General features: G+C 40.4%; 13 protein-coding genes and 2 tRNA genes. 10 read left to right on the top strand and 5 right to left on the bottom strand.

The window, feature by feature from the left end; all coding sequences use genetic code 11:
• Nucleotides 1-416: 416 nt before the first annotated feature.
• From ABD985_RS06945 to ABD985_RS06930, 4 genes are all read right to left on the bottom strand, one after another.
• A complete protein-coding gene (locus ABD985_RS06945; protein WP_345370372.1) occupies nt 417-1,631 on the bottom strand; it encodes a hypothetical protein in 1,215 nt (404 codons plus the stop codon).
• A 76-nt stretch (nt 1,632-1,707) separates the two neighbouring features.
• A complete protein-coding gene (locus tag ABD985_RS06940; RefSeq protein ID WP_345370370.1) occupies nt 1,708-2,256 on the bottom strand; it encodes a hypothetical protein in 549 nt (182 codons plus the stop codon).
• 217 nt (nt 2,257-2,473) lie between these two features.
• Nucleotides 2,474-2,547 (bottom strand) — tRNA-Ile (locus tag ABD985_RS06935).
• A gap of 199 nt (nt 2,548-2,746) precedes the next feature.
• Nucleotides 2,747-2,820, bottom strand: a tRNA-Ile gene (locus tag ABD985_RS06930).
• Nucleotides 2,821-3,113: 293 nt separating this feature from the next.
• On the opposite strand from ABD985_RS06930, the gene ABD985_RS06925 reads away from it, so the two are divergent.
• The 6 genes from ABD985_RS06925 (at nt 3,114) to ABD985_RS06900 (ending at nt 10,264) form a co-directional block, all read left to right on the top strand.
• Nucleotides 3,114-5,621 carry an AsmA-like C-terminal region-containing protein gene (locus ABD985_RS06925; protein WP_345370368.1) on the top strand — a complete coding sequence of 836 codons (2,508 nt, stop codon included), beginning with the start codon at nt 3,114-3,116 and terminating at the stop codon, nt 5,619-5,621.
• Nucleotides 5,622-5,707: 86 nt separating this feature from the next.
• Nucleotides 5,708-6,337 (top strand): M15 family metallopeptidase, encoded by a 630-nt coding sequence (locus ABD985_RS06920; protein WP_345370367.1) that lies wholly within the window; start codon nt 5,708-5,710, stop codon nt 6,335-6,337.
• Nucleotides 6,338-6,394: 57 nt separating this feature from the next.
• Nucleotides 6,395-7,753, top strand: a complete 1,359-nt coding sequence (locus ABD985_RS06915) for a hypothetical protein (protein WP_345370365.1) — start codon at nt 6,395-6,397, stop codon at nt 7,751-7,753.
• Nucleotides 7,754-7,797: 44 nt separating this feature from the next.
• Nucleotides 7,798-8,502 (top strand): hypothetical protein, encoded by a 705-nt coding sequence (locus tag ABD985_RS06910; RefSeq protein WP_345370364.1) that lies wholly within the window; start codon nt 7,798-7,800, stop codon nt 8,500-8,502.
• Nucleotides 8,503-8,538: 36 nt separating this feature from the next.
• A complete protein-coding gene (locus ABD985_RS06905; RefSeq protein ID WP_345370363.1) occupies nt 8,539-9,759 on the top strand; it encodes a hypothetical protein in 1,221 nt (406 codons plus the stop codon).
• A gap of 130 nt (nt 9,760-9,889) precedes the next feature.
• Entirely contained in the window at nt 9,890-10,264 is a 375-nt protein-coding gene (locus ABD985_RS06900; RefSeq protein ID WP_345370361.1) for a hypothetical protein, read from the top strand.
• 232 nt (nt 10,265-10,496) lie between these two features.
• Here the strand turns inward: ABD985_RS06900 and ABD985_RS06895 are convergent, their stop codons facing one another.
• A complete protein-coding gene (locus tag ABD985_RS06895) occupies nt 10,497-11,543 on the bottom strand; it encodes a LacI family DNA-binding transcriptional regulator (RefSeq protein WP_345370359.1) in 1,047 nt (348 codons plus the stop codon).
• A 490-nt stretch (nt 11,544-12,033) separates the two neighbouring features.
• On the opposite strand from ABD985_RS06895, the gene ABD985_RS06890 reads away from it, so the two are divergent.
• The 4 genes from ABD985_RS06890 to ABD985_RS06875 all read left to right on the top strand — a co-directional run bounded on the left by ABD985_RS06890 (nt 12,034) and on the right by ABD985_RS06875 (nt 19,780).
• Nucleotides 12,034-14,268, top strand: a complete 2,235-nt coding sequence (locus ABD985_RS06890) for a UDP-glucose--hexose-1-phosphate uridylyltransferase (protein ID WP_345370358.1) — start codon at nt 12,034-12,036, stop codon at nt 14,266-14,268.
• 12 nt (nt 14,269-14,280) lie between these two features.
• A complete protein-coding gene (locus ABD985_RS06885; protein ID WP_345370357.1) occupies nt 14,281-15,846 on the top strand; it encodes a sodium/sugar symporter in 1,566 nt (521 codons plus the stop codon).
• 273 nt (nt 15,847-16,119) lie between these two features.
• The gene (galE, locus tag ABD985_RS06880; protein ID WP_345370355.1) at nt 16,120-17,154 is read left to right on the top strand and encodes a UDP-glucose 4-epimerase GalE; all 1,035 of its coding nucleotides are present in this window, start codon (nt 16,120-16,122) and stop codon (nt 17,152-17,154) included.
• A 238-nt stretch (nt 17,155-17,392) separates the two neighbouring features.
• Nucleotides 17,393-19,780 (top strand): glycoside hydrolase family 2 TIM barrel-domain containing protein, encoded by a 2,388-nt coding sequence (locus ABD985_RS06875; protein WP_345370353.1) that lies wholly within the window; start codon nt 17,393-17,395, stop codon nt 19,778-19,780.
• Nucleotides 19,781-19,794: the final 14 nt, after the last annotated feature.

The following is a 19,794-nucleotide window of genomic DNA, read 5'->3' as shown; positions in this document are numbered from 1 at the left end:
GACTATGCCCCAAATTGAAGTAAAATAGCCTGATGAACGTCAAAGCTATTTTACTTCACTATAAATAGTATCTCCTGTACTGCTAAAACTTCTTGATAAAGTATCTGAATAAAAGATAGAATTTTTGTACTTACCTTGTAAAACCCACAAACCATTTAAATTATCACATAAACTTAGAGGGATACTTGAAGGATTTCTTACTATTCTATCATCACTTAATAATGGCGTAGTTGTGATACACAACAAGATCAGAATCATTATCGATGAATACTTCATAATATTTACATTTTTGAGTTGAATGCAGTACATATAAATCCCTTTATGTAAGATTTGATTTCTGTTTTATTATATTCCTTCGAATATCATGCTTATATGAATTTTCCTGATTATAACGTTTTGCTGAGCTACAGTTTTTACTATTGCAATGAAGATGCAATCAATAAATTCTGTAGCCAGTTTTCATGATATGTATAGCCATTGATCTTATGAACAGGGCTCGTATATCCACCATTTTTAATTCTTGTCCATGGACTATATGGAGTAAAGTTGTGTAACAACGCTAATGCTCTAAAGTTGAGCGTTGTTGCTTCCACCGTAGAGTGAAATTTCTGAGAATTCACTGCATGCCTCTCCATTAATCGCATTACCCTATCCAATTGGGATGACGTTCTATAAATCCCTTCAAAATCAAGATGTCTTAACCAGTTTTTTCTTTTACTGACTAATTTAAAAACATTTTCCTTCATGGGACTATCAGGCACATTTTCTTGAGTCCACTCTTTGAGTCTCCGGATCATCTGACCCATAGATCTCTTATTATCAGATCGGTAGATATTCCAAACCTTTTCAGCTACTTGAAGAAATGAAGGCTGTAAGGCTTTTGTTGCTCTATCCCTAATTTTTAAGAAAGCATGTAAAAAGCACTCAATGATAGCCACACAAGGAAATATCTTTTTCCATGCAATTTGCGTAGCATTCCACCCATCAGTATTTACTGTTTTGGGTGAATATGTTGCATCTAAATCTCGAGCTTCTTTCTTAAATACGCCATAGGCTTTTTCCAAAGCATCCGCCGTGACTTGAGAACAAGCTTCAACTCCTAATATACACTCTTGTGCTACCGTCGTAGCTACGTAGACCTTATTTCCTTGTTGCCTAGAGTGAAACTCATCAGACAAAAGATTTTCTGGAAGAGTTTCTTTTTTATGAATGCTCGTACCCACTAAACTGAAGCTTGAAAGAGAGACAAACAATCGATACCAGTACATATGGTTTTTACCAAAAACAGCTCCCAATGCCCAAAAAGGAACACCAAATTTGATTAAGAATAAAGCCTTTTCTACCTCTGGAGTCACTTCTCTATTATAAGGCATCAGAAAACTGGGGCGGATACGGTAAGTAATACCATTGGACGATATGCGGCGCATACGCTGTCCTGTTTTCTTGGATACACGTTCATAACCATTCAATTTGAACCCCTTATGAAAGCATTCAGGAAATAACTCAGGGAAGCATTTATATTGATTCTCAATACTTTTTCGAGCAAATTCATTATGAGTGATAAATTGTAGATAATCTTCTACGGAGATATTTAGTACGATTGTTCTAGATTCTCTATCTTGTGATGCCATTAGTTTTTTCTCGCTTTTGTTGTTTGCACTTTAAAAGTAGAAAATTCTAATGGCATTTTTTTATATATAACCTAGCTCAGCAAAACGTTATAATCAGGAATTTTCTTAGAGGAGCAGCTAAGCGTTGTAACCCAGCCTCATTTAAGGAAGAATACAATTCATTTAATTGTGTTGTACGTAATGACCATAAAGTTCCTTTAAATCGGAGGGTAAACTGTTCTTCGTAGGCATATATTACGATTGTGAAGTACTTAATACTCCATGGTTTATGACCCGCAACTTCTTCATGAATCACTAGCTTCATATCGTTAGAAAGGAGAATCTTTCTGGCTTTCAGGAAAGGCTTATTTATTTTCAAGCAGACCCCTTCTTCAGATAAGAGTAAACGGCAATTATTATAGATTATCGCTTTGGATGAGAAAGCCAGATAGAAAACACCATATATAAGTATATAAATAAACGCATAGGTGTCAAAGTCTTCGGGGTAGGAAGGATGATGCTCATACTGTGCTTGTAGTATTGCAGGAATTCCCAAAGGAAGGAATGGTAGAGCATAATTAAAAAAATGTAGTATTTGTAGTGTGAAATAATTTTTCACATACCAGCAACGAATAGTTTTTCCCATATATAAAACTATTTTGATTTCTTTTCTATAGTGAAATCCAAATTAACCCCACTCCTCTAATTTTACAAAAAAATCCCCAAATCCTCTCACCCTCCTCCTAACTTCCTCATTCCCAAATCAGAACCCCTTTACCGTATTTCACTTGACCTCTCACTAGACCCAACGGCATAAAAAAACCTCAAATCCTTGATTTTCAACGATTTGAGGTGATTTTTCGTGGTCCCAACAGGGCTCGAACCTGTGACCCTCTGATTATGAGTCAGATGCTCTAACCAACTGAGCTATGGGACCGATAACGGTGGTTATGTCCGTTAGGTATCTTTTAGGACATGTTTGGAATCCAGATTTTGAGGAGAAAACTTTTATAAATTGGCTGAGAAAATCATGATTTAAACCGAATAGTGGTTCTATTGGGTGAAAAATCAGGAGTTTTTCAGACAAAATTAGAGAAGTTTTATACCAAAAGATGTGGTTTCAAACATGTTCTTAGTGCTCTCAACAGGGCTCGAACCTGTGACCCTCTGATTATGAGTCAGATGCTCTAACCAACTGAGCTATGAGAGCGGCAAGCGGCCTTAAATGCCGTTTTGCGATGGCAAATATAGAGGATGCCAATAGTTCTAACAACATTTTATATGAAAAATACAGTACGAATAGGGTTATACCCTGATATACAGATAGAAAAATTAGGGGTTAGGTGCTGGGGGTTGGGTATTAGTGTTTTAATTTTCATAACTCATAACTCATAACTCATAACTGTGATATCATGTATTTTCACAGAATCCTTTTATCTTTATCCAAAGAATTGTACAAAACAGTGTTCATTACTGTAAGTGTTGACGATAAGAACTAAAACTATGAAAAAAATACTGATCACCCTACTTGTCATTATAGGCTTGTTTATAGGTGCCCTGGCAGCAATCCCTTTCTTTTTTAAGGATAAGATTGCAGCAGCGGTACAGGAGCAAATTGATGCTACCCTAAATGCTAAGGTGCATTTTTCTACAGATAACTTGTCCCTATCCATGTTTACCCATTTTCCGGATGTGACGGCAGATATTTATGAGTTTGCGATTAGCGGAAAGGGAGTTTTTGAAAAGGATACGTTGATGTACGTGAAGGACTTTTCATTAACCTTGGATGTAGCGAGTGTTTTTTCTGGAGAGCAAATTGAAATCAAGGCAGTAGATTTAATAGAACCGAAGATTAACGTCTTGGTCTTGGCAGATTCCTCGGCCAATTATGATATCGTCAAGGAAACGGGAGAAGAGGAAGTGGTAGAGGAGGAAGCAACGGGAGAAACTCCGGTGATCAAGATCCACGGTTGGAGCATTACCGATGGGGAGTTGTTCTATTCCGATGCGACTTTCCCGATGGAAGTAAGTTTAAAAGGCCTGAACCATCAGGGAAGCGGGAATTTTGAGCAGGCCGTATTTGATATGGTGACCAAAACGGAAATCGCTTCCATGTCGATCAATTATGATGGCATACAATGCATGAGTGAAGCCAAGGGTATTGCCGAAGTGACAATGGGCATGAACCTGGATAGCATGAAATTTACGTTCAAGGATAACTATGCGAAGGTGAATGATTTTACGGCTTATGCAGAGGGGTGGTTGGCCATGCCAGAGAACGATATTCCAATGGATATCCGTTTCCATTCCAAGGATAATAACTTCAAGAGTTTACTGTCGTTGGTACCGGGAATGTATCAGAATCATTTTGATGAGTTAAAAGCGAAAGGAGACTTCCATTTTGATGGACGCATCCACGGGGCTATGACGGAAACATTGATCCCTCAATTTGATATTCAGTTGCACCTGAAAGATGGGTTCTTCCAATATGAAGGATTACCGTCTGCAGTAGAAAAAGTAGGGGTAGATTTGGTTTTGAAAAATACCGATGGAATTACTGATCATACGCTGGTGGATATGAGTAAATTTCATTTGGAGGTAGAGAATAACCCGGTACATGGTTCCTTCCGTTTCTCCAATATGGATAAGTATGAGCTGGCTTTGAACGGTAAGATTGATCTGGAAACTGTACAGCATATTTACCCCCTGGATAGCACGACCCTAAAGGGTGTTATTGACTCTCAATTGAAAGTAGAAGGATTGCTGTCTGATGAAACCAATGTTTCTGTTAAGGCAAACGGTGCGATGGGGATCAATGATTTGTATTTCCAGAACAATGATTTGCCACAAGGATTTGGTATCGCTGCAGCAAAGGTGAAACTAACGCCGGAGAAGGTACAGCTGGAAAACTATCAGGGAACATTGGGCAAGAGTGACATGAATGTGACTGGCTCTATTTATAATTATATGGGCTTTGCACTAAAAGATGAAGTGCTAAAAGGAAACCTGACCTACCAAGGAAAAGTATTGGACCTGAACGAATGGATGAGCGAGGAAGAGGAAGAAGTAGTAGCAGAAGAGACGCCAACAGATACCACAGCTATGGAGATTGTGGCTATCCCTCAGAATCTGGACCTGACGTTTGATGCGAAAATCAATAAGGTATTGTTTACGGATGTACCTATGGATAACTTGGTTGGGAAAATGACGGTTAAAGATGGTATCGTAAAATTGAATAAGGTATCCATGAATACGCTTGGCGGGAGAGTAACTACTTCTGGAGCATACGATACCAAAAACCCGGAAGATCCTCGCTTTGATTTTAATTTTGATGCTAGCCAATTGGCTTTTGGAGAAGCGTATAAAAATGTATCAACGATTCAGAAATATGCTCCTATTGCGGAGAATATGCAAGGCGATTTCTCTACTGGTATGCGCCTAAGTGGTAAGATCAATCCTGATTTCAGCCCAGATTTGAACTCTATTGTTGGAGGCGGTCTGCTGAAAGTGACTAAGGCAGCGATTAAGGATGTTCAAACGCTGAATACGATCAGTAGTTTGGCAAAAGTAAAGGAACTGAAAGATCCAGAGGTAAAGGGCATTGCGGCAAACTTCCATATTGAGGATGGCAAATTGCTGGTTGATCCATTTAGTTTCACCATGGGCGGGATTCCTACCAATGTTAGTGGATACAATACACTGGAAGGACAATTAGACTACCTGGTGAAAATGGATGTGAGTAAAACTTCCATGAGTAAGCTGGGCATCACTAAAGCAGACTTCAAAGTAAGTGGAAACTATGATGACCCTAAGGTAACACCTATGATGAGCAAGGCCGCTCAGGAAAAAGTAGACAAGGTTAAAGAGGAAGCGACTAAAGAAGTGAAAGATGCGACCAAGTCAGTGGTGGATGATGTCAAGAAAGGTGATATTGATGGCGCCAAAAAGAAGGTGGAAGAGAATAAGGAGAAAGGAAAGAAGCTGATCAATAACCTTTGGAAAAAGAAATAAGTTTTTAATTTTCAATGATTAATTTTCAATTTTTAATAAATTTCACATTGATAATTGAAAATTAATCATTGAAAACTCATACTTAAATGAAGCGGACAATATTACAGACTATTTTTTTCCTATTGCTTACCCTTCCTGCCATGGCGCAAAAATCACCCATTTCAGACTCTACGATTGTTGATCTGTCCACCTTGAGCGAAGACTTCGCTTACGATATGAGGTATGCGACCACCAATAATTTCTTAAAGGAAAAGGTATACGATTGTGACAAGTGCCAATTGCGTTACGAAGCAGCCAAGGCATTGGTAGAGGCTAACAAGCAATTTATGGAAAAAGGATACCGCATCCGCTTATTTGATTGTTACCGCTCTTTGGATATACAGAAAAAAATGTGGGACATATACCCCAATCCCCAATACGTAGCCAATCCTTATAAGAACGGTTCACAACACAACCGTGGTCTGGCGGTAGACTTGACTATAGAGAAACTGGATGGAACTCCAGTGGATATGGGGACAGATTTTGACCATTTTGGAAAAGAAGCCCATCATGATTATACGGCTTTGTCAGAAGAGGTACTAGCCAATCGAAAACTATTGAAGGAAACCTTGGAAGCGTCAGGATTCAGAAGTATTCGTACCGAATGGTGGCATTATAATTTCAAGAGCAATTATCGTTATATGCCAGCGAATACTCCTCAGGATTGCGGAGAATAGAATGCTTTCGATATGTTTTTAATTGCTATAATTCTGTCATTTTAAACTTTTTAATCCATGAATTATTTCAAGTTTTCTAAAAGAAACTTACAGGAAATACTGATCGTATCTCTTGTGATTTTTATTTTTTTAAGGCTGATGTCTGCGTTTATTTCCAGAGACATCGATTGGTCGACGAACGAAATCAAAGCGTATGAAAACCCTATCCTGTATGTGTTCTTTTCAGCATTGATCATGAGCCTATTTGTTGGCTTTTCATTCTTAAAAGAAAAAGCATACAAAAAATTTGGGATATTATTGATGGTCTCCATATGCTTATCCATGATAGAGTATGATCGGTTTTTGAATGCAGTAGGACTTTCAGCACTTTTATCCTCTATTTTCGAACTACTCCCTGATAGACATAGTATCCTTCAGGTCCCATTTGCATTTGTTTCCAGGGCGTTGATTTATCTTCTATTATTTTTTGTAAAGAATCGATTGGAGAAAGGAGCACTTTCAGGTGCAGGAGTGGTAGTTTTAGGGATGAGTGTTATGTCTCTGAATGCTTGGTACTATATGTTTTTTGATATGGTCGTAAGTTTCTCTTCTCAAGGGAGTTTTAGGGAAGTACTTTTTATGGGAATATCCTTCCTGAATATAGTGTTGACAGTCACCTTCTTGATGTATGCAGAAGCATTTTTTAGAAATTCAGAGATAACCATCAGGTCATTTTTTAGAGCACCAAATCAAACAGCGCTGTCAACAAAGCTATTCTTGCAGCACTATTGTTTTATGTATGCGATGCTAGGTGTCACTTTTTACAAGTTTTATTCAATGACCAGTGAAAAGTATAATGCATTTCCAATCGTGTTGGGCGAGGGAATTCAATACATCGTTTTTATTCTTTTTGTGACGACTTTCGTGACCCATCTATCTATTCAATGGTGTAGGAAGTACGAGCGACCAGCGACCTGGTTTTATATGTTACTTCTTTTACCTGGAATCAATATTATAGTGTTTATTTTTACGAAATTTCTTTGGAGCAAAGAAAACCCAATGACAAGGGAAGAACGCAAAGAGGAGCATCAGAAATTTGCCAATACATGGACATTGATTGTAGCGGCTTTGGGAATACTAGGTACAGTGCAATGGTTCATTACAGATAATCAGAGGGAAACGATTCCTAGGCTACTAAGGGCAGGGTATACTTTATTCTCTGCGGCTTTATTTCGATTTACACAGCGTCCGGTGTGGGTTTATACCATTGTAGGAATAGGTTGTATGTATGCTGTTTTCCTGGGGCTTGGAAGGGCAATCACCCTCAATAATATTCCTTTTTATATGTTATTGGTTATGTTGATCGCTTTGGTCGTCTATCCGGCTTTTCATCCAGTTGAATTGGATCAGCGTTATCAGGAGGTAGAATCAAACTAAGAATTATCACTTAAATTATATATAACTTTTTATTACAATATTTCATGAGAAGAGCTTCATTATTTTTTTTGACTATTATGTTGTTTTTGAGTGCTAACAGTATAGCGCAGATTGATCAACATACCCTTCGTTTTTCGGTTTCAGGGAGCTATACCGAAGAAAACAGTAACGATGGTTTTTTGAAGAATAAAACGTATACGAGTTCTGAGAATGCGCAATTAGGAGTTAGTGCAGATTATTATTTTCTCAAGGGCTTTTTTGCAGGAGTTGGATTGTATTATATCAATGAATCCAGTAGATCGACTCATAAGCTATTGGTAAATGATTATTATATAGAATCGCTAACGGATGTAGGGACGATAGGTTATGTTCCCACGCTCCGATTGGGTACATCCAAACACTTGGGGCACCGCTTTTATGGTCATTTATTACTGAACGCACAGTACTATAGTATTGAAAATACAACGTATACTGCCGTAATGGAAGGAAAGACGCTATTGCCCGATTATATGAATATAGCTAATCTGGAACAAGCTCCTCACTTTATCGAACAAACGCCGACCATATCGAGCAGTGCAATGGGAGCCATGTTTGAGCCTGCAGTCAGTTATTACTTCACCAAGTCGTTGTCTTGTACGATTGGACTGGGAGGTGTGGCTTACACGAAGACTAAGGGAAGTGAAGAGGGGATATTTCACCTGAACTTTAACCCCTCTCATTGGTCATTGGGGATTGATTGGACCTTGTAACAATATCATAATTCATTAATCATACATTTTTTATTTATGAAATCAGCGAAACATTTTTTGGTACTTGTCTTAAGTTTGGGCATTCAGTATTATGCATTAGGGCAAGCAGTTTTTAAGGAAGGGATAATTATTAATAATCAGGGAGATTCTTTAGAGTGTCTAATCAAGGATATGGATTGGAGAGAAACACCTGAGGCCATTGTTTATAAAATTCAGGGTTCTGAAACAACACAGAAAGTAGGTCCTACAGAGATTAAAGCCTTTACCCTTGGAGGGAGAATATTTAAAGCATATAAGGTGAAATCAGCTTTCCCAAAGATTGATGATGCTTATCTAAACGATCAAGCAAAATTGAACTTGAAAGAACAAGAACTCTTTTTGGAGTTACTATATACAGGAAAAGCAAGTCTGTATGAGTATGTTAATAGCGATGCTCGTTGGTATTTTTATAGTTTGGATAATGGCGAGGTAGAACAGTTGCAGTATAAGCGTTATAAGAAGGTATTGAATGGGAAAACAAGAATACTTGAAAATAATGTATTTAGAAGTCAGCTGTTAAAAAACCTTCCTGTAAGTGGGCTTTCTATCAACTCAATGGAGAAGGTAACTTATGACGCTAAGGCATTATTGATTTATTTTGAAAAATATAATGGAGGTAGCGGTGAAAGGGTATCCTATGTTGTGAGCGAAAAAAGCGAACATGCCAAATTGCAGTATCGTATAGGAGTAGGGATGAGAAATGGAAACATTCAACTAAATAATGCCAAAGCAGAAGTAGCTACAACCTTTGATAAGGTACAAGTAACTGCGTTGAGTGCAGAGGTGAATTATGTTTTACCTTATTACAATGAGCGTTGGGCTGTAGGAGTGAAGGGATCATACCTCTTGCCTATAGAAAAAGAAGGTGCTATTGAGGAAAGAGGAATCATAAAGGAAGGAGCTACTTCAGAAATGACTTGGAGTAGTATTGATGCTTATTTATTTTTAAAGTATACTCACCAATTGAATACCTCTCTTCAATTGTCGGTTGATGCAGGAGCTGTTTTAGGAATGAATATGGGCGTTTTATCTCCATTTGGAGATCTTCCATTTGGAACATCGTTCAATCCACAGCTAGGGATTGGAATGCTGGTCAAAGACAAAATAGGACTACAGTGCTCTTTGGGAACTGCAAGAAATATGATGTTAGAATATGTCCATTGGGACAGTAAGCAGACTTATACTGAGATAGGATTATACTATCAATTTGGAAAGTAGATTTGATAAGGCTTAGAGCTTGTTTGGAATACTGATTAGAGGAATTTTCTATCTGAAGACGTATTCTAAACAAGCTCTTAGTGATTAATTTTCAATATTAGACTTTAGTAAGTTTTAAAATAAGATTCAAATGCCATTAAAACTTCCAAATAAATCCCTGACTCGAGCAGATATTATTGATCATTACCTACTAAAGGTAATTGAAGAGAAGCTTCCATTGCATAAAATCAGGCCAGAGCTGGAAGAGCACCATGTGCCTGATGAAGAAATACGTATTATCGTTCGATTTATTGATGAGGAGCTGCAAAGACAAGTGATCAAAGAGAGCAGAAAGAAAAAGTCCAGAGCGTTAACCCGGGTAGGATTATTTTTGGTGGTAGTCGGAATGGGGATTACGATAGCAACTTATACAGGATGGATAGATATGGGAGATGAGTTTCTGATTGCTTATGGGCCAGTACTGTCTGGAATGTCCTTAGTAATGGCAGGAAGAGTCAGAAGGTAATAGCTTTGCTAAATTGAGTATTGATGAAGAATGAAGAATTATTACCCATTATTAATTCTTCATTCTTCATTAAGAGCTTGTTTGGAATCCAGATTTTGAGAATAAAACTTCTATAAATTGACTGAGAAAGTTCTGATTTGAGCCTAATAGTGGTTCTATTTGGGGATAATCAGGACTTTCTCAGTCAAAATTAGAGGAATTTTATTCCAAAAGATGTGGTTCCAAACAAGCTCTAAAAATTTCTCCTACTAGATTGTCCCACCACCAACTCCGTAGGCAATACCCTGTTTCTATAAACAAACGGCTGCTTTTCTACCCTTCGATCCCACAGGGAATCAATTTCTTCCAGTAAAAGCAGTGCAGCTTCCTTTCCAATACTTTGAGCAGGTTGACGTACCGTGCTTAGCGTAGGATGGTACAATTTGGCCATGTCCGATCCCGTATATCCTACCACTCCTATTTCCTTAGGAACATCAATCTTCATGGATAATAGGGTATGCAACACCTGAAAAGCGACTGGATCATTAATAGCAAAAATAGCATCAGGAGGGGTTGGGAGTGCTAGCAGTTGTTGGGTGATACGCCCAATATTGGAATGCATATCACCGTGTACTACCCAATCCTCTACATAGGGTAGGTTATGCAATCGCAAGGCTTCTTTATAGCCCTTCAGTCGTTGTTGTGTAATTTGTAAATGCTTTGGTCCACTGATATGGGCAATGCGTTGATACCCCTCATGAATCAGGTGAGTTGTCGCATTAAAAGCGCCTTCTTCATCATCCACCGTTACGCTAGAGAATATCCCATTAGCTTCCGGTAGGGTACGGTCAAATAGCACAACCGGAACCTCTTCTTCTTTCAGCATTTTAATATGCTCCAGATGGTTTGTTTCTACTGTGGGCGAGATCAGAATACCATCCACATGATGGTCCATGAGTAACTCTATACTTTTTTGTTCCTGTTCTATCTTTTCAGAGGATTGACAAATCATCATCTGATACCCCTTACTCAAAAGCGTCTCTTGTATTCCGGCAATCACATGTCCGAAAAAAGGTACAGACAGTTCGGGCACAATCACGCCTATGTTAAAAGTACGTTTACTCACCAGGCTAGTGGCTAGGGTACTCCTTTTGTAATTTAATTTCTGGGCAAGATCCAATACTTCTTGACGGGTGGCAGGGTTGATATCCGGAGCATCTCTCAGTGCCCGGGATACGGTAGAGACCGATATGTCCAGCCTTCTGGCAAGGTCTTTTATGGTGGTTCTTTTCTTTTTCATCTCTCAAAAAATACCGCTTTCAGATTTCCTGAAAAATACTCAAAAAAACACAAAAACGTCTACTTCACACTTAAAGTTGAAAAAATACGGTTTTCGGTAACGTTACCGGAAACGGTATTTCATTTTTCGACTGGATTAGAAAAGGAGGATTCCCTACCTAGTAAAGGTAAAAAAAGTAAAAGGTATAAAGTAATAGAATCGATATACCCGTAGAGACATGCCAAGGGTCAATGTCGTCAACTTAAGCTAAATACTAGTCCTAGCGTCCTCGCTAGGACTTTAAACATTATTTGAGCGTTACGCACGGCATGTAATGCTCAAGCTTATAAAACAGGAGCGAGGACGCTCCCATTATGTTTTGGTCTTCGCGAGGACGCAAAGACCAGTGTCTACTATTCAGTTAAGTTGACGGTATTGTGCCACGGGTATATCCGTCACCTTGGCAAAAGATACCAATTGTATCATTCCACGATTAACAATCAAATTCCATATGAAAATAAAAGAGCTTGTAGCAAAAGAACTAAACCAACGTTTCGGGCAACCGGAATGGGTCAGCTTCTCTCCGGGACGAATCAATATTATCGGGGAGCATACCGATTACAATGATGGCTTTGTATTGCCAGCAGCAGTAGATAAGGGAATTGCCTTTGCGTTACGCAAAAATGGACAGGATCAGGTGCGAGCTTATGCGGTTGATTTGAAGGAAGAACAAACGATTGGGTTGAATGATCTACAGGCAAGAAGTCATGGACATTGGGTGAATTACATTATAGGTGTAATGGTGGCTCTGAAAGATAGAGGGGTAAAGCTGGAAGGATATGACCTCGCCTTTAGTGGCAATGTACCGCTGGGAGCGGGAATGTTTTCTTCGGCAGCATTGGAATGTAGCTTGGCAGAAGGATTGAACCAATTATTTGAAGGAGGGTTGAGTACGTGGGATATTGCCTTGTCCGGGCAGTATGCAGAGCACCATTATGTAGGCGTGAAATGTGGGATCATGGACCAGTTTGCTTCTTCTTTTGGAAAGGAAAATTTCGTCATGAAACTCGATTGCCGTAGCAAGGAGTTTGAGTATGTGCCCTTTGATTTGAGGGGATATAAACTAGTGTTATGTAATACGAAAGTGGCCCATTCACTGGCATCCTCAGCGTATAATACTCGTCGAGAGCAATGTGAAAAAGGGGTGAGTATCTTAAAGCAGTATGATAGCAGCATTGAAAGTCTTAGGGACGTTTCTATGGAGTTGCTACAGGCACATCAATCCGAAATGGAAGAGGTGATTTACCAACGTTGCGCTTATGTTGTGGAAGAGAATAACAGGGTACAGCAAGCTTGTGAGCGTTTGGTGGCGCATGATTATGATGCTTTAGGGAAATTGATTTACGCCTCCCATGAAGGCTTGAGCAAGCAGTATGAAGTGAGCTGTTCGGAACTGGATTTTCTGGTGGAGCAAACTAGAAATAAAGACTATGTATTGGGTGCCCGAATGATGGGAGGTGGCTTTGGCGGCTGTACGATTAACTTGGTGGAAGAGTCACAGGTTTCATCATTTATAGAGGAGATATCAGCAGCCTATGAAAAAGAATTTGGCATAGCCATGGAGGCTTATACGGTGGTAATTGGGAATGGAGCCGAGGCTACTGAATGGGCAGTTGAACAGCCTAATTTTGCCTTTGATGAGCACCCTCACAGACGCTATAATCCATTGACCGATGAGTGGGTGCAGGTTTCTCCGCATCGGGCAAAACGACCTTGGCAAGGGCAGGTAGAGAAAGCAGAGGAGGAGGTACGTCCGGCTCATGACCCTTCTTGCTACTTATGTGCCGGAAATACCAGAGTGACGGGAGATATTAATCCGGATTATAAGAATACCTATGCATTTACGAATGACTTCTCTTCCCTCTTATCAGATACACCAGAAGGCATTGTAGAAGAAGGTATGGGATTGTTAAAGGCCAAAAGCGAAAGAGGTATAAGCCGTGTGATTTGTTTTTCTCCTCGTCATGACTTGACCATTCCTGAAATGGAAGTAGAGGAAATCAGGAAAGTGGTAGACCTATGGTGTGAAGAATATGAAACATTAGGGGCCAAGGACTTCATTAATTACATACAGATTTTTGAGAATAAAGGAGCCGTGATGGGATGCTCCAACCCTCACCCACACGGACAGGTCTGGGCGCAGGAAACGATTCCAAATGAGCCTGCCAAGAAGATGAAAATGCAAAAGAAGTATTGGAAGGAACACGGAAGAACGTTGCTTTCCGATTATATCAAGGTGGAGCAGCAGAAGAAGGAACGAGTACTTTTTGAAGATGAGTATTTTATGGCAGTCGTTCCCTTCTGGGCAGTATGGCCTTTTGAGGCGATGCTTTTGCCAAAGCGACCTATCGCCAGAATCACAGACCTGACCGAAGAAGAAAAAGATAGTTTTGCCGCCGCTTATAAGAAGTTAGGCATTATGTACGATAATCTCTTTGAGATCTCTTTCCCTTACTCCGCGGGTATACACCAGGCTCCTTCCAATGGAAAAGAGTATCCAGAATGGCACATGCATATGGTATTCTATCCGCCTTTATTGCGTTCTGCCACGGTGAAGAAATTTATGGTAGGGTATGAGATGCTCGCCAATGCCCAAAGGGATATTACGCCAGAGCAGGCGGCAGAGCGATTGAGAGTGCTTTCTCCGGTACACTATAAGGAAAACATGATGAGTTTCAAGTCATAAATAACAAATAACATGCAATTTACACTAACTGATAATATCGTATTTATTGCCTACTGCTTGCTGATTATAGGCGTAGGTTTATGGGTTTCCAGAGACAAGAAAGGAGAATCCAAAAACACAGAAGATTACTTTTTGGCGAGCAAATCCTTGCCTTGGTGGGCCATCGGAGCCTCATTGATTGCTTCCAATATTTCAGCAGAGCAATTTATTGGAATGTCCGGTTCTGGCTTTGCGATTGGGATGGGTATCGCCGGTTACGAACTAATGGCAGCGATTACGTTGATCTTGGTAGCGAAGTTCTTCCTGCCTATTTTCATTAAGGAGAAAATCTTCACCATGCCACAGTTTCTGGAACGTCGCTTTGATAATCGAGTGAGAACCAGTTTGGCGGTATTCTGGATCTTCTTATATGTGTTTGTCAACCTGACCTCCATTCTTTATTTGGGTGCATTGGCACTGGAAACGATTATGGGTGTTCCTTTGGTATATGGCATCATTGCATTGGCATTGTTCTCTGGAGTATACTCTATTTATGGAGGACTGAAAGCCGTTGCTTGGACCGATGTGATTCAGGTGATCTTCCTGATTGGAGGAGGATTGATAACTACCTATCTGGCATTGGACGCTGTAGGGGCTAACAATGGTATGTGGGATGGATTTACCGCACTATTGAGTAAGGCACCAGAGAAGTTTGATATGATTCTCGATAGCAATCATCCAGCCTATGAGCACCTTCCAGGTATTTCTGTATTGATTGGTGGAATGTGGATTGCGAACCTAAGTTATTGGGGATGTAACCAATATATTATCCAAAGAGCCTTGGCAGCCAAAAATATTCAGGAAGGGCAAAAAGGAATTGTGTTCGCAGGTTTTCTGAAGGTCATTCTTCCTCTGATTGTTGTAGTTCCTGGTATCGCAGCATTTGCCTTGCAAGCAGACTTAGGGAAAGCGGATGAGGCATACCCTTGGTTATTGAGCACTTTTGTACCGGAAGGACTAAAGGGATTGGCATTCGCAGCACTGATTGCAGCAGTAGTATCTTCATTGAGTTCTATGATCAATAGTATCTCTACGATCTTCACACTTGATTTGTACAAGCAATTTGCCGATCAAGAGGCATCGGAAGGAAAGTTGGTAACCGTAGGACGTTTGGCTTCTGTTGTGGCCTTAATCATTGCGATAGTCGTAGCTCCTCAGTTGGCAACTTTGGATCAGGCATTTCAGTTTATCCAGAAATATACGGGATATGTAAGTCCGGGAATCGTAGTGATCTTCCTGTTCGGCTTGTTCTGGAAAAAAGCTACCGCCAATGGTGCACTGGCAACTGCCATTGCTTCTATTCCAATCTCATTTATGGTAGACAATGTACTATTCAAAGGTATGCCATTTATCGACCAAATGGGTATCAACTTCTTAGTGCTTTCCCTGATTATGATCGTGATTAGCAAAGTAGAGAAGAGTGCAGAGGCAAAAGGATTTAATATTGATACCACCCTATTCAAAACCTCCAAAGGATTTAATGTGACGTCTATTGCTTTGTTTGGAGCAGTGGCTGCGATCTATACCCTGTGGTGGTAGAGTTAATGAAGAATGAAGAATTAATAATGAAGAATAGGGGGTAGTAGGCCCTTGCCTCTGTAGACTGTAACTGGTCTTTGCGTCCTCGCAAAGATCAAAACCATAATAGGAGCGTCCTCGCTCCTGTTCTATAAACTTGAGCGAAGACGCTAGGACCAGTACTTGGATAGGGTGTAAATCCTTGCCTCAGGCAAGGGTTGTAAGGGCGCCCCTTGTGGTCGTCCCCTAATAGGCAAGGACACCCCTTGTAGTCATTCTCCAAAACAAACAATCATGAAAAAAATACTAGTAACAGGAGGAACTGGCTATATCGGTTCCCATACGGTAGTTGCCTTACAGCAAAAAGGTTATGAGGTGGTGGTACTGGATAACCTTTCGAATTCTGAATATGGGGTGTTGGATGGGATCGAAAGAATTACGGGAGTCCGTCCAACTTTTGAAAATGTAGATCTAAGGGACAAAGAAAGAACAGCAGAAGTTTTTCAAAGTCATACAGATATAAAAGCAGTCATTCACTTTGCAGCCTCCAAGGCAGTAGGTGAATCGGTAGGAATGCCATTGGAGTATTATGAAAATAATATAGGGGGCATGTTAAATCTGTTGTCTGCTATGCGAACCTATAAAGTGCCTAATATCGTATTCTCTTCTTCCTGTACCGTATATGGACAGCCAAAACAACTTCCAGTGACGGAAGAAGAACCCGTAAAGCCGGCTTTATCGCCTTATGGCAATACTAAGCAGATTGGGGAAGAAATTTTGAGGGATACGGTGAAGGCACATCCCGGGTTAAAAGCAATTTCTCTTCGCTATTTTAATCCAGTGGGGGCGCATGAGTCTGCCTTGATTGGAGAGTTACCTAAAGGGGTTCCTTTGAACTTACTGCCATTTATCACCCAAACTGCTATCGGGTTAAGGGAGCAGCTAAAGGTATACGGAAAAGATTACAATACCGTTGACGGTACTTGTGTAAGGGACTATATTCATGTAGTGGATCTGGCAAATGCTCATATCATTGCAGCAGAACGCATGTTGGATCATAACGGAGAGGATGCCTATGAGTATTTTAACCTGGGAACAGGCACTGGCAGCTCGGTATTGCAGGTGATACAGGCCTTTGAAAAAGTAAGTGGACAAGCCTTGAACTATGTTTTTGTGGAAAGAAGAGCAGGGGATGTGGAGCAGATCTGGGCAGATACCCAAAGAGCGAATGAAGTACTCGGCTGGAAGGCTGAGAAAGGATTGGAAGAAATGGTGCGTACGGCTTGGTTATGGGAACAGCACGTACGAAAGCAAGTTCATACTGTTTAATTGAGCTTCGCTCGTTCATAGTGTTTAGTTGAGTTTTTTGTTTGTATGTTCAATGACTGTGTTTCTTACATATAGTCGAAGGGTTACTCTATAAAAGCGAAGCTTTCAAAAAATAATGACCTCAACTAAACATCATGAACGAGCGAAGCTCAATTAAACACTATGAACAAATATCTTTTATAAACTAACTAGCAACGATGATATGACAACTAGACTATTTATTATAACCTTATTGTTAATGAGTTCTTTTACTTACGGACAAAGAATAGAACGTCCCCTTGAGGAAGGATGGAAGTTCCAGAAAGGAGATTTTCCAGAGGCAATGGAAGTCTCTTATAATGATCGAAAGTGGGAGTCAGTGACAATCCCTCACGATTGGGCTATAAAAGGACCTTTTGATAAAAGCATCGATCTGCAGACCGTAGCCATTGTACAGGATGGAGAGGAGAAGGCAACGGAAAAGTCAGGCAGAACGGGCGCTTTGCCTTATATAGGTACGGGGTGGTATCGACTGTCATTTGAGGCAGAAGAAATCAATAAAGAGCAGCAGCAGGTACTATTACATTTTGATGGTGCGATGAGTGAGGCCAAGGTATATCTGAATGGAGAGTATATTGGAGAGCACCCTTATGGGTATGGTTATTTCTATTTTGATATTACGAAACACCTTCGTCCGGGACAGGAAAATATACTGGCGGTTCGTTTGCATAATGAGCCAAAATCCTCTCGCTGGTACCCTGGGGCTGGGATCTACCGTAAAGTGAAATTGATTACGAAAAGTAAAAATGCCATTGAACATTGGGGTACAACTGTAACTACACCCTATGTCAGTGAGGAAAAGGCAAAAGTAGTGGTGAAGGCACAGACGGTAGGTACGGTAGACAGTTTGAGTGTAGCTTTGTATACACAGGAGGGGATATTAGTAGCTGAAAGTGGTAATGTACTGTCCTTTGAAGGAGAGTTTGAAACGATTATTGCCGTAGATCAACCAAACTTATGGAGTCCAGAACATCCCAACTTGTATCGATTGGTAACTGCTGTTTATCGCAATGGAGAGAAAACGGATGAAGTGGTGGAGCGTGTAGGAATTCGTAGTCTTTCCTACACCGCTGAAAGGGGATTTGAACTTAATGGACAGCGACGAAAATTTAAAGGGGTATGCCTTCATCATGATTTAGGTCCTATTGGTATTGCGGTCAACCGTGCAGCCTTAAAGAGGCAACTATTAATCATGAAAGAGATGGGAGCGGACGCCATACGTACCGCCCACAATATGCCGTCAATCGAGCAACTGGAACTTTGTGATGAGCTGGGCTTGATGGTGATCGCAGAAAGCTTTGATGAGTGGAAGAAGCCAAAAGTAGAAAATGGCTATAATCGCTTTTTTGATGAATGGGCGAAAATAGATGTAGAGCATTTGGTAAGGGCGACTAAAAACCACTCTTCTATTGTCATGTGGAGTGCGGGTAATGAGGTGCCGGATCAATGGGGCTCGGAAGGAGTGAAAAGGGCTAGATGGTTACAGGATTTGTTTCATAAGGAAGATCCTACACGCCCCGTTACAGTAGGTATGGATCAGGTAAAGGCCGTCATGGAGAGCGGATTTGGAGCTATTCTGGATATTCCGGGCTTAAACTATCGGACCCATTTGTATGAGGAAGCTTACGAGCGTTTCCCTCAAGGGTTTGTTCTGGGATCAGAAACGGCTTCTACCGTAAGCTCCAGAGGTATATATAAATTCCCTGTAAAAGAATATAAAACCAAGAAGTATTCCGATATGCATTCTTCTTCTTATGACTTGGAAGCTTGTTCCTGGTCTAATATTCCGGAGGATGATTTTATCTTACAAGATGATCAACCTTGGGTATTGGGAGAGTTTGTTTGGACAGGGTTTGATTACCTGGGAGAACCTTCTCCTTATAATGAAGAGTGGCCTTCCAGAAGCTCTTATTTTGGGATCTGTGACTTGGCCGGGATTCCTAAGGACCGTTATTATCTGTATAGAAGCCGTTGGAATACTGAAAAGGAGACCTTGCATATCTTACCTCACTGGAACTGGGAAGGCAGGGAAGGAGAAGTTACGCCTGTATTTGTCTATACCAATTATAAAAAGGCCGAATTATTCCTGAATGGAAAGAGTCTGGGTACAAGAGAAAAAGATCCGTCGACTCGTTTGGATCGTTATAGGTTGCGCTGGATGGATGTGCAGTACGAGCCAGGAGTACTGAAAGTGATTGCTTATGATGACAATGATAAGCCGGTTGCTGAGAAAGAGGTTAGAACAGCGGGTAAACCACATCGTTTATTATTGGAAGCAGATAAAACAGTCCTAAAGTCCGATGGAAAAGATTTGAGCTATGTGACGGTGACCGTAGTGGATAAAGAGGGTAATCCTTGCCCTACAGCCAACATTCCTCTAACGTTTTCAGTCAAAGGAGCTGGTAGCTTCAAGGCAGTCTGTAATGGTGATCCTACTTCTCTGGAGATGTTTCACTTACCAAAGATGAAAACCTTTAATGGGAAATTGGTAGTAACGCTGCAGTCCAAAGAAGGAGAGTCAGGAGATGTTTTCTTGACCGTGAAGGGAAAAGGGATGAAAGCGGAGCTTTTAATTATCAATGATTAATTATCAATTTTCAA

Source organism: Algivirga pacifica (genome assembly GCF_039543525.1).
Lineage (GTDB): Bacteria > Bacteroidota > Bacteroidia > Cytophagales > Flammeovirgaceae > Algivirga > Algivirga pacifica.
The sequence above is the reverse complement of the archived record's forward strand: the minus strand, read 5'-3'. Positions and strand labels throughout refer to the sequence as shown.